The organism is Rhodoblastus acidophilus, assembly GCF_009720655.1.
GTDB lineage: Bacteria > Pseudomonadota > Alphaproteobacteria > Rhizobiales > Beijerinckiaceae > Rhodoblastus > Rhodoblastus acidophilus_A.
Genome location: NZ_WNKS01000004.1, coordinates 211,635 through 226,044, shown reverse-complemented (window position 1 = coordinate 226,044; position 14,410 = coordinate 211,635). Strand labels below are relative to the sequence as shown.

Sequence of the window (14,410 nt, the reverse complement as noted above, 5' to 3'; positions counted from 1 at the left end):
AGGCCGGAGCTTTTACGGGAGCGGACCCGTCGCCGAAACGACGGGTCCGGTTCGGATTAGGCGAAGGACTTGGTGTAGCCTTCGACGACCGCCTTCAGCTTGTCGGCGACGTCGTCCTTGAGGTCCTTGGAGGAGCGGATCGCTTCCAGGATCTCGGCATGGCTGGTGCGCAGCAGGTTGAGGAGGCCTTCCTCATAAGCCTTGATGCGCGCGACCGGCAGGCCGTCGAGATAGCCATTGACGCCAGCGTAGATCACCGAAACCTGCTCTTCCATCTTCAGCGGTGCGAACTGCGCCTGCTTCAGAAGCTCGGTCAGGCGCGCGCCACGGTTCAGCAGGCGCTGCGTGGTGGCGTCGAGGTCGGAGCCGAACTGGGCGAAGGCCGCCATTTCGCGATACTGGGCCAACTCGCCCTTGATCTTGCCCGCGACCTTCTTCATCGCCTTGGTCTGCGCGGACGAACCGACGCGCGACACGGAGAGGCCGACGTTCACCGCAGGGCGGATGCCCTGGTAGAACAAGTCGGTTTCGAGGAAGATCTGGCCGTCGGTGATCGAGATCACGTTGGTCGGGATGTAGGCCGACACGTCGTTGGCTTGCGTTTCGATCACCGGCAGAGCGGTCATCGAGCCCGCGCCATTGGCGTCGTTCAGCTTCGCGGCGCGCTCCAGCAGACGGGAGTGCAGGTAGAACACGTCGCCGGGATAGGCTTCTCGGCCCGGAGGACGACGCAGCAGCAGCGACATCTGGCGATAGGCGACAGCCTGCTTGGTGAGGTCGTCATAGACCATCAGCGAGTGCATGCCGTTGTCGCGGAAATATTCGCCCATAGCCGCGCCGGCGAAGGGGGCCAGGAACTGCATCGGCGCCGGGTCGGAGGCGGTGGCGGCGACGATGATCGAATATTCAAGGGCGCCCTGCTCTTCCAGCACCTTCACGAACTGGGCGACGGTGGAGCGTTTTTGACCGACCGCGACATAGACGCAATAGAGCTTGGCGCTCTCGTCGGTGCCCTGGTTCAGCGGCTTCTGGTTGAGAATGGCGTCGAGCGCGACGGCGGTCTTGCCGGTCTGGCGGTCGCCGATGATCAGCTCGCGCTGGCCGCGGCCGATCGGGATCAGCGCGTCAATGGCCTTGAGGCCGGTCGCCATCGGCTCATGCACCGACTTGCGCGGAATGATGCCGGGGGCCTTGACGTCCACGCGGGCGCGCTTTTCGGCGACGATCGGACCCTTGCCATCGATCGGGTTGCCGAGGGCGTCAACGACGCGTCCCAAAAGACCCTTGCCGACGGGAACGTCGACGATCGCGCCGGTGCGCTTGACGGTCTGGCCTTCCTTGATGTCGCGGTCGGAGCCGAAGATCACGACGCCGACATTGTCGGTTTCGAGGTTCAGCGCCATGCCGCGGATGCCATTCTCGAACTCGACCATTTCGCCCGCCTGGACGTTGTCGAGGCCATAGACGCGGGCGATGCCGTCGCCGACGGACAGAACCTGGCCGACTTCGGTGATCTGGGCTTCATTCCCGAAATTCGCGATCTCGTTCTTGAGAATCGCAGAGATTTCTGCGGCGCGGATATCCATCAGCCGACCTCTTTCATACGTGTGCGGAGCGAATTGAGTTTGGTTTTCAGCGAGGCGTCGACCATGCGCGAACCGAGCTTGACGACGATGCCGCCAATGATCGAGGGATCGACCTTGACGTTGACCTTAACGGTCTGGCCGCCCGACACCTGACGCAGCGCGGAATCGAGCGCGGCGGAATGATCGGACGAAAGCGGAGCCGCGACGACGACGTCAGCCCGGGTCACGCCCTTGGCCTTGTCGTTCAGCGCGGTATAGGCGCGAATCATCTCGGGCAGGACGAACAGGCGGCGCTTGGAGGCCACGAGCTTGATGAAATTGGCGGTGACGTCGCCAAAGCCGCACTGGCTGAGCAGGGCGGAGATCGCCTTGAGCTGCTGTTCGGCCGAGAATACCGGGCTGGCGACGAAACGCTTGAGATCGGAAGATTTTTCGATCATGTCGCCGAAATTGCCGAGGGCCTCGGCGACGGCGTCGGTGACCTTCTTTTCCTGAGCCAGCGAGAAAAGGGCCTGGGCATAGCGTTCCGCAACGCCAGATGTCGGATTAACGGAGTCTTCGACTTCAGCCACGCGGAAAGGCCCCCTATTTTTAAGTCTGACGCATGCCCGTGGAATGTCTGGCTCTGAGCCAAGCGGTGATCCGGGCAGCGCTGTCTGGAGACGATTGGATCAGCCGAGGCGCTCCAATCGAAAGGCGGCGTTCACGTATCATAGGGCGCCGGGCGGCGCAACCCATGGACCGCCTGCGAATTCACGCCCTGCTACCAAATGAGGACACAGCGTCAGAGAAAGTTTTGGGGGTCGACGTCGATGCTGATCTTCAGATCTTTGGTCGGCTTGGGCGCGTTTGCGCGCATGGCGCGCAGGAACGCCTGAATATTCGCCTTGCGTGGCGCTTTGATCAGCAGGCGGAAGCGATATTTGCCGCGCACCATGGCGATCGGCGCCTCCACGGGCCCAAACACGGCGATATCCTCATCCCCAGGCAGCGCGCCCGGAGGCGCCACGCTCCAGGCGTTTTTTTCGGGCGGAAGCACGGCCGCGCGAGCCAGCGCGCGGGCGAAAAGTTCGGCGGCGTTGCGGTCTGAGCCGGAAACGATCACCCCGGCGAGGCGGCCAAACGGCGGAAGACGCGCGACGCGGCGCGCCTGCGTTTCTTCAACGTAAAATCGCTCGAAATCGCCTGACAACAGCGCGCGCAGAACCGGATGGTCGGGCTGATACGTCTGGAGCATCGCGGTCCCCGGCTTTTCCCCGCGACCGGCGCGGCCCGCGACTTGATTGAGAAGTTGAAACGTGCGCTCGGCGGCGCGCGGATCGCCGTTGGACAGGCCGATATCGGCGTCGACCACGCCGACCAGCGTCAGATAGGGAAAGTTGTGGCCCTTGGCGACGAGCTGCGTTCCGATCACCAGATCGACCTTGTGGTCGGCGATGGCCTGCAATTCCGCGCGCATGCGTTCGGTCCCGCCGGGCATGTCGGACGACAGGACAAGCAATCGCGCCTCCGGCAGAATCTCGGCCGCCTCCTCCGCCAGCCTTTCGACGCCGGGACCGCAGGCCGAAAGCGTGTCCGCTTCGGAGCAGGCGGGACAGATCTCGGGACGGCGCTCGACATGGCCGCAATGATGGCAGACCAGGGCGCGACGGAAGCGATGTTCGACCAGCCATGCCGAACAATTGGGGCACTCGAACTTGTGGCCGCAGGCGCGGCACAGGGTCAGCGGCGCATAGCCGCGCCGATTGAGAAACAGCAGCGACTGGTCGCCCTGCGCGAGATTGCGCTTGAGCGCCTCGACCAGCGGCGGCGATACCCACCGCCCCCGCGCCGCCCCATGGGCGCGAAGATCGATGGCCTTGATCGCCGGCAAAAGACGGCCGGCGAACCGGCTCTCAAGACGCAGATAGCCGTATCGCCCCTGCCGGGCGTTTTCCCGCGTCTCGATCGAGGGCGTCGCGGAAGCCAGGACGACGGCGCAGCTTTCCTGGCGGGCGCGCACCACGGCCATGTCGCGGGCGTGGTAGATCACCCCCTCTTCCTGCTTGTAGGCGGCCTCATGCTCCTCATCGACGATAATCAGGCGCAAATCGTTGAACGGAAGGAACAGGGCCGAGCGCGCGCCCGCCACCACCCGAACCTCGCCTTCGGCCGCCCCACGCCAGACGCGGGCGCGGCGGCGCGGCGTCAGCTCGGAATGCCATTCGGCGGGCGCGGCGCCAAAGCGTTTTACAAAGCGGTCCCTGAACTGCGAGGTCAGCGCGATCTCGGGCATCAGGATCAACACCTGCCCGCCCGCGGCCAAAACTTCGGCGACCGCCTCGAAATAGACCTCGGTTTTGCCCGAACCGGTCACGCCCTCCAGCAGGATCGGCTTGAATTCCTTTCCAGCCGCCGCCTCGCGCAAGACCGCGGCGGCCTTGGCCTGATCGTCGGAGAGTTGGGCGCGGCAGAAATCGGCGTCCGGGGTTTGCGCGGCAAGTTCGGGCCCCAGCGCCACCGTCTGGAGCGCGCCGTCGTCGATCAGGGCGTCGATGACGCTCGGCGACACGCCCGCGACCCGCGCCAATTCCGCCTTGGTCAGCGCGACGTCGGCGGGCAGCGCCGCCAGCGCGCGCCCCCGCGCTTCGGTCAGGCGCGACGGCGCCGCGCCCGTCGCGCGCAATCCGATGCGCACCGGCTCAGGCCCAGCCTCGACCGCCGCATGGGTGGACATGCGCAGCACCATGCCGCACGGCGCGAGCGACCAGGCGGCCACCCAGTCGAGAAAATCGCGCATTTTTTGCGACAGCGCCGGAAAATCCAGCCGCGATTCAATTCTTTTGAGATTTGCGGCGCCACCGGTTCGAAAAGCCCAGACGACGCCATAGGTTTTGCGAGACCCGAGCGGAACCTCGACGAAATCGCCTGATGTCAAGGAGAGGTCCGGCGGAACCGCGTAGGAATAAGTCTGATCGACCGCGACGGGGATCAGGACTTCGGCGACGCAATTTTCAGGGGTTGGCGCCGGATCCATGATCCGCTCCGCAGCGGGCTCCAGCGACGCCGATCAGGCGGTCGCGCCGTGGCAATGCTTGTATTTCTTGCCGGACCCGCACGGGCAAGCCTCGTTGCGGCCGACCCGGCCCCAGCTCTCGGGACTGTTGGGATCTCGCGGGGCGCCGACGTCGTCGCCGGTCAACGCAACCGGCGTGAATTCGCCAGCGGCGATGGCCGCGTTGATGCGGGCAAGCGCTTCCTCGTCCTCGCCCGTCGCGGGATCGACGTGCGACCCGAACATCGGAGGCGGCGCCGGCATGGGCGGCGGCTCCACGGACACTTCCACGCGCATCAACTGCGCCGTGGTCACCTCGCGCAGCCGCGTGATCAGGCCGTCGAACAATTCGAACGCCTCGGACTTGTATTCGTTGAGCGGATCGCGCTGGGCCATGCCGCGCCAGCCGATCACCTGCCTCAGATGGTCGAGCACGACCAGGTGCTCGCGCCACAGGTGATCGAGCGTCTGCAACAGGATCTGCTTTTCCACATAGCGCATGACCTCGGGCGTGTTGCGCTGCTCACGCGTCACGTAAGCCTCGTCGGCGGCCTTTTCGATGCGCTCGCGCAGTTCTTCGTCGGCGATGCCCTCTTCCTTGGACCAGTCGGCCAGCGGCAGCTCCAGATTGAGCTGCGCCCTCACGCCCTCGTCGAGCGCGGCGATGTTCCAGGCCTCGGGATAGGCGTCATGGGGCACGTTGGCGGAGACGAGACCGTCGATCACGCCATGGCGCATGTCGGTGATGACGTCCGCAATCGACTCTTGGGCCATCATGTCGCGACGCTGCTCGAACACGACCTTGCGCTGGTCGTTCATGACGTTGTCGAATTTCAACACGTTCTTGCGCATGTCGAAATTGCGCGCTTCCACCTTCTGCTGCGCCTTCTCCAGCGCCTTGTTGATCCAGGGGTGGATGATCGCCTCGCCTTCCTTCAGGCCGAGCTTGACCAGCATGGTGTCCATGCGGTCGGAGCCGAAAATACGCATCAAATCGTCCTGCAAGGACAGGAAGAATTTGGATTTGCCGGGGTCGCCCTGGCGTCCCGAGCGTCCGCGCAGCTGGTTGTCGATGCGCCGGCTTTCGTGGCGCTCGGTGCCGATGATGTAGAGGCCGCCGGCGTCCAGCGCCTTGCGCTTGAATTCCGCGACCTCGGCGCGGATCGCCTTTTCCTTGGCCGCGCGCGCCTCGCCCTCCAGCCCCTCGCATTCCTGGCGCAGACGCATGTCGACGTTGCCGCCGAGCTGAATGTCGGTGCCGCGACCCGCCATATTGGTGGCGACGGTGATGGCGCCGGGCACGCCGGCCTCCGCGACCACATAGGCTTCCTGCTCATGGAAGCGGGCGTTGAGAACTGCGAAATTTTTCGAAGGCTTGCCCGAACGCGCCGACGCATAGAGCTTGTCCAGCGCTCCGGGCGCGCCGAAGTCGATCTGCTTGTAACCGCGCTGCTTGAGGAATTCAGCGAGCTGCTCGGACTTTTCGATCGAGGTCGTGCCGACCAGCATCGGCTGCGCCTTGGCGTTCGCGTCCTCGATCTCGGCGATGATCGCGTTGAGCTTTTCCTCGTTGGTGCGATAGACCTCGTCGTCGGCGTCGATGCGGATCATCGGCATGTTGGTGGGAATTTCCACCACGTCGAGCCGGTAGATTTCGGCAAATTCGTTGGCCTCGGTCGAGGCGGTGCCGGTCATGCCCGCGAGCTTGCCGTAGAGCCTGAAATAGTTCTGGAAGGTGATCGTCGCCAGCGTGACGTTTTCCGGCTGGACCTGCACGTCTTCCTTGGCTTCCAGCGCCTGATGCTGTCCCTCGGAATAGCGGCGTCCCGGCATCATGCGCCCGGTGAATTCGTCAATGATGACGACCTCGCCGTTGCGGACGATATAATCCTTGTCGCGGGCATAAAGCTTGTGGGCGCGCAGCGCCTGATTCACGTGGTGGACCAGGGTGACGTTGGTGGCTTCGTACAGCGATCCCTCGATGAGCAGGCCGTGCTCGCGCAAAAGCTCTTCGACGCGTTCGTTGCCCTGCTCGGTGAGGGACACGTTGCGCTGCTTCTCGTCCAGGTCGAAATCGCCGGGAACAAGGTGCGGGATGATCTTATCGATAGCGACATAGAGGTCGGACTTGTCGTCGGACGGCCCCGAGATGATCAGCGGCGTGCGCGCCTCGTCGACCAGGATCGAATCGACCTCGTCGACGATGGCGAAGGTGTGGCCGCGCTGAACCATGTGGTTCAGCTCATATTTCATGTTGTCGCGCAGATAGTCGAAGCCGAACTCGTTGTTCGTGCCGTAGGTAATGTCGGCGGCATAGGCCTCGGCGCGCTCGCGGTCGTCGAGGCCATGGACGATGACGCCGACGGTCATGCCAAGGAAATTATAGACCCGGCCCATGTTTTCCGCGTCGCGGCGGGCGAGATAATCGTTGACGGTGACGACATGGACGCCCTTGCCGCCCAGAGCATTGAGGTAGCAGGCGAGGGTCGCGACCAGCGTCTTGCCTTCGCCGGTCTTCATCTCGGCGATGGCGCCTTCATGCAGCACCATGCCGCCGATCATCTGCACGTCGAAATGCCGCAGCCCCAGCGACCGCTTGGCGGCTTCGCGCACAGTGGCGAACGCGGGAACCAGGAGGTCGTCGAGCTTGGCGCCGCCGGCCAGCTGCGCGCGGAATTCATCGGTCCGCGCGCGCAACGCCTCGTCCGACAAAGCCGCGACTTCGGGCTCCAGCGCGTTGATCGCGGCGACACGAGGCTTGTAGCCCTTCAGGCGGCGATCGTTGGCGGTGCCGAAGATTTTTTTAGCAAGGCTTCCGAACATTCCAACGACCCTTCAATCGACGCCTGTCGCGCCGCCCAAATGTGGGAGGCTTTTTGCATAGCACAAGGAGCGGCGCGCGTTCTGTGACAACCCGACGCAATCCAGAGAACGTTTGGCGCTTCCGCGCGCGAAGCGGCGAAGACTTAAGAGGGGGGCGTCGCCTTGTCAACGCGGCGGCGGCTTGCGCTGCTTTTTCGGCTTTCCCTTCGGCTTGGGTTTCGGCGCAGGCTCCTGCTCCGGCTCGTCGGCCTCGCGCCGCCATGTCTCCCCGCCGCAAATGCCGGCGGGCAGGCAGCCCTTGACCTTGAGAAGATCGCCCTGCGTCGAAATCTCGCCCGTGTAGGTCTGGCCGTCGTCGAGGTTGAAAATGGTTCCGCGCCAGATTTCGCCGTCCTGGCGCATGTCGATGAGGATTTTCTGGCCGACGGCGGAGGCGGCGCCGGGTTCCGGCGCGGGAGCGGAGGCGACAAAACCGCAGAGCGCGTCATCGCAGCGTTTGATCCGGATCGTCGCGGTGCCGTCAGCCACCCGCCACAGACCCATCGCGCTCGGTTGCGTCTCAGCCGCCGCAGCGGGCAGGATAAGCAAGGCGATGACCAGGGTCGCCAGGATTCTCATCTTTATTTGGTTCCCACGAGGCCTACCGCCTCTCGATCAGGCTCAATAAACAGTCTTCGATCGGTTGAGAAGCGACGAAAACCCTGTCCGCGGGAATTTCCGCGCACGCCCGCGCGACCGCAGGCGAGAGGCAGAAATGGTCAAGGCGCGTGCGCGCCTCACCCATCAGCGGCAGCGCCAAGGCCGCGCTGCGCGGCGAATAATGCAGCACGCCATCGATTTCTCCGGCCGCGAGCGCCTCGACGATTTTCTTGGGCCACGCGGCGACCGGGCGCGCGGCATAGACCTCGACGAGATCGACGCGCCAGCCGGCTCCGCCCAGGCGGGTTTCAAGGTCCGCCCGACGTTCGCGCCCCGCAACATAAAGGACTCTCTTCGTCCCTGACTCCTTGAGCAGCAGATCGGCGAGCCGCTCCGCATCGGGCGCCACGGCGGCCACCGAAAACCCAGCCTTGCGACCGGCCGCGGCGGTTTTTTCGCCAACGCAGGCCAGAGGCGCAGCGATGGGCGCGACTTCGTGCAGCGCGCGGGCGCTGGTGGCGACGACAAGGTCGAAGGGACCATCGGGGAGCGCCGCGCCGGTCGGCGCGACCTCCATGACAGGCGCGATCAGCGCCTCATGGCCGAGAGCCGACAGCCTGCCGGCGGTGCGCTCCGCCTCGTCAACGGGACGCGTCACCAGCAGGCGCATGGCTCAGAACGCCAGAATGTCGCTCGGCGCGGCCGCCAGGATTTTGCGGGCGGCTTCCTCGCCCAGGGCGGCGGCGTTGGCGACGGGACCTTCGACGCAGGCGTCGTAGGATTCGGAGCCGTCCTTGCGCAGCACCAGGCCGTAGAACTTGAGTTTGTCGCCCTCAACGGTCGCATGGCCGGCGATGGGCGTGCGGCAGGAGCCGTCGAGCACGTGCAGGAAGGCGCGCTCGGCGTTCAGCGCATAGCCGGTCGCCGGATCGCAGATGGCCGCGAGGTCTTCGAGAAGCTGCTTGTCCTGCGGACGCGCGGTGATGGCGATCGCGCCCTGGCCGCAAGCCGGCGGGAATTCGTCGAGCGTCAGAACCGAGGTCACCTTGTCGGCGAGGCCGAGGCGGCGCAGACCGGCGAGCGCCAGCAGGGTGGCGGCGAATTCGCCGCTCGCGACCTTGTTCAGACGGGTCTGAACGTTGCCGCGCAGCAGCTCGATCTGCAAATCGGGGCGCAGCCGCCGAATCATCGCCTGACGACGCAGCGAAGCCGAACCGACGCGCGCGCCCTGCGGCAACTCCATCAGTGTGGGGGCGGCGCCGCCGATAAAGGCGTCGCGGACGTCCTCGCGCGGCAGATAGCCGGCGACGATCAGCCCCTCGGGCAGCAGGGTCGGCAAATCCTTGGCGGAATGCACGCAGATATCGACCTGGCCATCAAGCTGGGCCTGATCCAGTTCGCGCGTGAACAAACCCTTGCCGCCGGCCTCGCTCAGGGCGCGATCGAGGATTTCGTCCCCCATCACCTTGATGATGCAGATTTCGAACGCGTCTTCCGAGGTCTTGAAATGCGCGGCGAGACGCCGGCGGGTTTCATAGGCCTGCGCAAGGGCCAGAGGGCTGCCGCGCGTCCCAATTTTAAGCCGGACGGTCAAGACGAAACTCCAGAAAGGTTGTTTGCGGTTTTCTTTTCTTCGGGCGCCGGACTATAGGGAAAAGAGTTCGGCGACGGAAGCCGAGCCCTGTCCGAAATTCGGCATTTTTTTGCGGCGATTCGCCGCGTTGGAGGGGAGCCCCATGCAAGCCCTGCGCGTGCTCGGCATCGAGAGCACCTGCGACGAAACGGCTGCGGCGGTCGTCGAGGCGGACAATGCCGGGCGCGGAAAAATTCTCTCCAACGCGGTCTTGAGCCAGATCGCCGAACATGCGGCCTATGGCGGCGTGGTGCCGGAAATCGCGGCGCGCGCCCATATCGACGCGCTTGATCCCCTGATTCGCCGCGCGCTGGACGAGGCCGGTTGCACGCTTGCCGACATCGACGCCGTCGCCGCCGCCGCCGGCCCCGGCCTGATCGGCGGCGTGATGATCGGCCTGACCATGGGCAAGGCGATCGCGCTGGCGGCGAACAAACCGTTTGTCGCCGTCAATCACCTCGAGGGACATGCGCTCACCCCCCGGCTGACCGACGGCGTCGAGTTCCCTTACCTCCTGCTGCTCGTGTCCGGCGGCCACAGCCAGTTGATCTCGGTCGAGGGCGTCGGCGAATACCGCCGCCTCGGCTCGACGGTGGACGACGCCCTGGGCGAGGCGTTCGATAAAGCCGCAAAACTGTTGGGCCTGCCCTATCCCGGCGGCCCCCAGGTGGAGAAGGCGGCGGCCTTGGGCGACCCTGACCGGTTCGAATTTCCCCGCCCGATGGCCGGCCGGCGCAATCCGGATTTCTCCTTCTCCGGACTGAAAACGGCGGTGCGCCTGGAAGCGGAAAGAATCGCGCCCCTGACGGACAAGGATGTGTGCGACCTCTGCGCCTCCTTCCAGGCGGCGGCGGTGGACGTCATCGTCGATCGCTGCCGGGCGGCCTTGCGGCTGCTGGCGGAAAAGCCTCCGACCGCTCTGGTCGCCGCCGGCGGCGTCGCGGCGAACGGCGCCATCCGGCGCGGGCTCGCGCGACTGTGTCTCGAAAGCGGCCTGCAACTGGCGCTGCCTCCCGTCGGCCTGTGCTCCGACAATGGCGCGATGATCGCCTGGGCGGGCCTGGAGCGGCTTCGTCTGGGTTTTGTCGACGGCATGGATTTCGCCGCCCGCCCGCGCTGGCCGCTTGACAGCCGACAGGACCCGCGCTGGCACGGCAAGGCGTGATGCGCTGGACATTTTTCCTGCTGACCGGGGCGATGCTCGTCGCTCTCGCGGCGGCAAAACCGTTCTTGCGGCAGAATTCTCCGGTGACCGCGCCCGTTCGCATCGCCTATGGTCCGGGACATGGTTTCGAGGCCATCGATCTCGATCTGATCGGCCGGGCGAAGGACAGGATCGACATGGCCGCGTACGTCCTCAGCGACCAGCGAATCATCGAAGCCCTTTCGGCGGCGGCGGAGCGCGGCGTGAAAATCAGGCTTTATCTTGACCCCGAACAATTTCGCCGCATCGCCGGCGCCAATGTAAATATGCTAGCGCTGGTCAACCAACCCAATGTGAGCGCCAGGATCAAGGCCGAGCAGAACGACATGATGCACCTAAAATCCTTTGCCGTGGACGGGCGCTGGCTGCGCACCGGCTCCGCCAATTTTTCCTGGGCGGGAGAGCGCCGCCAGGACAATGACATCCTGGTGATCGACAGCCCCGAAGCCACGCGGGACTTCTTGCGCAATTTCGATATGATTTGGGCGCGGCGCGACAACAGCGAGGCCAGCCAATGAGCGCGACTCTCGCAGTTTTAGGCGCCGGCGCCTGGGGCACGGCGCTGGCCAATATGGCGGCGGGCCAGCACGAAAAGGTTTGGGTCTGGGCGCATGAGTCCTGGCTCGCGGAGGCTCTGAGCGCGGATCGCGAGAACAAGGCGCTTCTGCCCGGCGTGCCGCTCGCCGATTGCATCGAGCCGACCGATGACCTCAATTGCGTGCGCGAAGCCGACCATGTGCTGATGGTGACGCCAGCCCAGGTGGTGCGCTCGGTCTGCGAGCAACTCAAGGGACGCATCCGCCCGGAGTCCGCTGTGGTGAGTTGCGCCAAGGGCATCGAGCGCGGCACGGGTCTTTACATGCGCGAGGTGCTGAAAGAGGTGCTGCCGGACCAGCCCGGCGCCGCGCTGTCCGGCCCCAGCTTTGCCCATGACGTCGGACGCGGCCTGCCCACCGCCGTGACGCTCGCCGCCGACCGCATCGAACTGGCGGAATTGCTCTGCGCGCGGCTGGCGGCGCCGCACTTCCGGCTCTATCGCTCCGACGACCTGATCGGGGTGGAAATCGGCGGCGCGGTGAAGAACGTTTTGGCGATCGCCTGTGGCGTGGCGCTCGGCGCCGGCCTCGGGGCCAGCGCCCACGCGGCGCTGCTCGCGCGCGGCTTTGCCGAAATGCGGCGATTCGCGCTGGCGCAGGGGGCGAAGACCGAGACACTCATGGGCCTGTCAGGGCTCGGAGACCTCGCGCTGACCTGCTCCTCGCCGCAATCGCGCAATTATTCCCTTGGCTTCGCCATCGGACAGGGAGAGAGGCCCGAAGTCGCCGGCCACGGCGCTTTGACCGAGGGCGCCTGGACCGCGCCGGTCCTTACCGAAAAGGCGCGCAGCCTGGGAGTCGAAATGCCTATCGCGGAAGCGGTGCAGGCGATTTTGGAGGGCCGCACCGGCGTCGCCGAAGCCATAGGCGCGCTGATGCGCCGGCCCTTTAAGGCAGAGAGCTGACGTTTCTCTGTCAGTGCTCTTATGACGGCGGTGGGCCTATCGCGCAGCGACGCCGCGCGTCACCTCTCCCCGCCTCAGCGGGGAGAGGGACAAGGTGAGGGGCTGCCGCCAGCCTTGCGCGGATTACTTCTTCAGAAGGTCCGCCGGAACCTTGCCGCCATTGGCGGCGACCAGTTCGATCACCTTCTTGTGCAGCCAGATGTTCATGGAGGCGGAATCACTGGTGTCGCCCTCGAACTTCAGTTCGGCGGCAAGCTGCTTCCTGGCCGCGAGGCTGGAATCGAGTCCGAGCACTTTCAGGAGATCGACGATTGACACGCGCCAATCCAGCGTTTCCGGATTGGATTCGTTGAGATCGTCCAAAACCTTGGCGATGTCGACGGCGCCGGCGGCAGGCTGCGCAGCAGCCGGCGCGGTCGGGGACTCCGCTGCGGGCTTGCCGGCGGGAGCGGCTTGGGCGGGTGCTGAACCAAAAATCTTGCCGATGATCGAACCGAAGATGCTCATGGGGACCTGCCGGGTTCTCGAGAAAAATTCCACATTGCAACGCGGATCAGGCTAGGGCTAACGCGCGACGCTTACAATACGTGAACAAACGGATTGGGATTGAATGCGCGTAACGCTTCGTGCAAGCATCTGGGCTCACTCATCTTATCCTCCGGAAGATTTTGGTTTTCCCCATGCACTATGTCGCCCTCTGCCTCGACAAGCCCGATTCGCTTAGCCTCCGTACCGAAAATCGCGCCGCCCATCTCGCTTTCCTGGCCGCCCACGCCGCCAAAGTGAAACTGGGCGGCCCCTTGCTCGACGCGGAAGGCAAAATGTGCGGCTCGATGCTGGTTCTCGAATGCGCTGACGAGGCGGAAGCCAAGACCATGCTCGCGCAAGACCCCTATGCGCAGGCGGACCTGTTCGCCTCGGTGGAGTTGCGCGCCTACCGTCCGGTCGTCGGAACCTACGTTGCGTGAGCGCCTACTGGCTGTTCAAGAGCGAGCCTGACGCGTGGTCGTGGGACCAGATGGTGGCCTGCGGAAAGGCGGGAACCGGCTGGACCGGCGTGCGCAACCACCTCGCCAAGAACCAGATGCAGGCGATGAAGCTGGGCGATCTCGGCTTTTTCTATCATTCCAATGTCGGCAAGGCCGTGGTCGGCGTGGTCGAGGTGATCAAGACTTTTCACCCCGATCCCACCGACGAGAGCGGCAAGTTTGGCATGGTGGACGTGCGCGCGGTCGAGCCGCTGCCGCGTCCGGTGACGCTGGACGAGATCAAGGCCGACCCGCGTTTTTCGGACATGGCGCTGGTGAAGAACACGCGTCTGTCCGTCCAGCCGGTTTCGGCGGAACACTGGCGCGCGATCCGAGCCAAAGGGGGATTGTAGCTTCGCGGACTATGGCTCGTCCGTATCGGCGGCGCCAGGCTGCGCGACCCCGGCGGCAACGCCCGCGAGCCAGCGGCGCAGGGCGCGCTCGCGCTTCGGCCGCATCCCCTCGATGAGCCGCGCGGAGGCCGCCTCGATCCGCTCCCGCCCGCGCCTCAAGACCGTCTCGCCCTGGGCGGTCAATACGAGCGGACGCGCGCGAAGCGCGCCGCCCTCCTCCCGCACCAGATCGGCGCGGCGCAAATTGGCGACGATCAGGCTGATGGTTTGCGGCGTCAGCTTGCTGCGCCGCGCGATGTCGGCGGCCAGCAGGCCGGGCTGGGCGCCGAGCAGTTGCAGCACAGCCATTTGCGGCGGGGTGATCCCGAGATCGGCGAGCAGTCTTTCCTCCGCCAACCGCTGCGCGGCAGCCGCCTGGCGCAGCAAGCCGGCGATGTCGCCGTTCTCTCCCGGAAGCTCGAGCAGCCGCGCCGGCTTGCGTTTCTCGGCTTCCGTCGCGGCGGACGCCTGGAGGACAGGTTTGGTCATGGTCGGCTCCGCGCAGTACGAATCGAATCGGTAGTGTCTTGAAAAGAACCGCGGCAGCGCAAGCGTCGCCGCGCATTTGTC

The 14,410-nt window shown here is 65.3% G+C and carries 14 protein-coding genes; 5 read left to right on the top strand and 9 right to left on the bottom strand.

All coding sequences use genetic code 11. From position 1 onward, the window contains the following. Nucleotides 1-56: 56 nt before the first annotated feature. The 7 genes from atpA to hemC form a co-directional block, all read right to left on the bottom strand. Entirely contained in the window at nucleotides 57-1,586 is a 1,530-nt protein-coding gene (atpA, locus tag GJ654_RS07320; RefSeq protein WP_155445475.1) for a F0F1 ATP synthase subunit alpha, read from the bottom strand. Beyond that, nucleotides 1,586-2,158 carry a F0F1 ATP synthase subunit delta gene (locus GJ654_RS07315; RefSeq protein ID WP_264586170.1) on the bottom strand — a complete coding sequence of 191 codons (573 nt, stop codon included), beginning with the start codon at nucleotides 2,156-2,158 and terminating at the stop codon, nucleotides 1,586-1,588. Before GJ654_RS07315 ends, atpA begins: the two co-directional genes overlap by 1 nt. A 212-nt stretch (nucleotides 2,159-2,370) precedes the next feature. Then, on the bottom strand, nucleotides 2,371-4,602 hold the full coding sequence (locus GJ654_RS07310) for a primosomal protein N' (RefSeq protein ID WP_155445473.1): 2,232 nt from the start codon (nucleotides 4,600-4,602) through the stop codon (nucleotides 2,371-2,373). Nucleotides 4,603-4,635: 33 nt separating this feature from the next. After that, nucleotides 4,636-7,443 (bottom strand): preprotein translocase subunit SecA, encoded by a 2,808-nt coding sequence (gene secA, locus GJ654_RS07305; protein WP_155445472.1) that lies wholly within the window; start codon nucleotides 7,441-7,443, stop codon nucleotides 4,636-4,638. A 165-nt stretch (nucleotides 7,444-7,608) separates the two neighbouring features. Beyond that, on the bottom strand, nucleotides 7,609-8,061 hold the full coding sequence (locus tag GJ654_RS07300) for a DUF2147 domain-containing protein (RefSeq protein WP_155445471.1): 453 nt from the start codon (nucleotides 8,059-8,061) through the stop codon (nucleotides 7,609-7,611). A gap of 22 nt (nucleotides 8,062-8,083) precedes the next feature. Then, a complete protein-coding gene (locus GJ654_RS07295; RefSeq protein ID WP_155445470.1) occupies nucleotides 8,084-8,752 on the bottom strand; it encodes a uroporphyrinogen-III synthase in 669 nt (222 codons plus the stop codon). A gap of 3 nt (nucleotides 8,753-8,755) precedes the next feature. After that, entirely contained in the window at nucleotides 8,756-9,676 is a 921-nt protein-coding gene (hemC, locus tag GJ654_RS07290) for a hydroxymethylbilane synthase (protein WP_155445469.1), read from the bottom strand. Nucleotides 9,677-9,827: 151 nt separating this feature from the next. On the opposite strand from hemC, the gene tsaD reads away from it, so the two are divergent. Genes tsaD through GJ654_RS07275 form a run of 3 tightly spaced genes read left to right on the top strand, consistent with a single transcriptional unit; the run spans nucleotide 9,828 to nucleotide 12,420 of the window. Beyond that, nucleotides 9,828-10,880, top strand: a complete 1,053-nt coding sequence (gene tsaD / locus GJ654_RS07285) for a tRNA (adenosine(37)-N6)-threonylcarbamoyltransferase complex transferase subunit TsaD (RefSeq protein ID WP_155445541.1) — start codon at nucleotides 9,828-9,830, stop codon at nucleotides 10,878-10,880. After that, nucleotides 10,880-11,437: a phospholipase D-like domain-containing protein gene (locus GJ654_RS07280; protein WP_155445468.1), complete on the top strand. Its 558-nt coding sequence runs from the start codon at nucleotides 10,880-10,882 to the stop codon at nucleotides 11,435-11,437. Before tsaD ends, GJ654_RS07280 begins: the two co-directional genes overlap by 1 nt. Beyond that, the gene (locus tag GJ654_RS07275) at nucleotides 11,434-12,420 is read left to right on the top strand and encodes an NAD(P)H-dependent glycerol-3-phosphate dehydrogenase (RefSeq protein WP_155445467.1); all 987 of its coding nucleotides are present in this window, start codon (nucleotides 11,434-11,436) and stop codon (nucleotides 12,418-12,420) included. The genes GJ654_RS07280 and GJ654_RS07275 overlap by 4 nt, the downstream gene beginning before the upstream one ends. 123 nt (nucleotides 12,421-12,543) lie before the next feature. Here the strand turns inward: GJ654_RS07275 and GJ654_RS07270 are convergent, their stop codons facing one another. After that, the gene (locus GJ654_RS07270) at nucleotides 12,544-12,927 is read right to left on the bottom strand and encodes a DUF3597 domain-containing protein (protein WP_155445466.1); all 384 of its coding nucleotides are present in this window, start codon (nucleotides 12,925-12,927) and stop codon (nucleotides 12,544-12,546) included. Between the two features lie 173 nt (nucleotides 12,928-13,100). Here GJ654_RS07270 and GJ654_RS07265 point away from each other — a divergent pair, with 173 nt between their 5' ends. Further along, entirely contained in the window at nucleotides 13,101-13,388 is a 288-nt protein-coding gene (locus tag GJ654_RS07265; RefSeq protein WP_155445465.1) for a YciI family protein, read from the top strand. Then, nucleotides 13,385-13,801 (top strand): EVE domain-containing protein, encoded by a 417-nt coding sequence (locus tag GJ654_RS07260; RefSeq protein WP_264586169.1) that lies wholly within the window; start codon nucleotides 13,385-13,387, stop codon nucleotides 13,799-13,801. The genes GJ654_RS07265 and GJ654_RS07260 overlap by 4 nt, the downstream gene beginning before the upstream one ends. A gap of 9 nt (nucleotides 13,802-13,810) precedes the next feature. Here the strand turns inward: GJ654_RS07260 and GJ654_RS07255 are convergent, their stop codons facing one another. Continuing rightward, complete coding sequence (locus tag GJ654_RS07255; RefSeq protein WP_155445464.1) at nucleotides 13,811-14,329, bottom strand: MarR family winged helix-turn-helix transcriptional regulator; 519 nt, start codon at nucleotides 14,327-14,329, stop codon at nucleotides 13,811-13,813. Nucleotides 14,330-14,410: the final 81 nt, after the last annotated feature.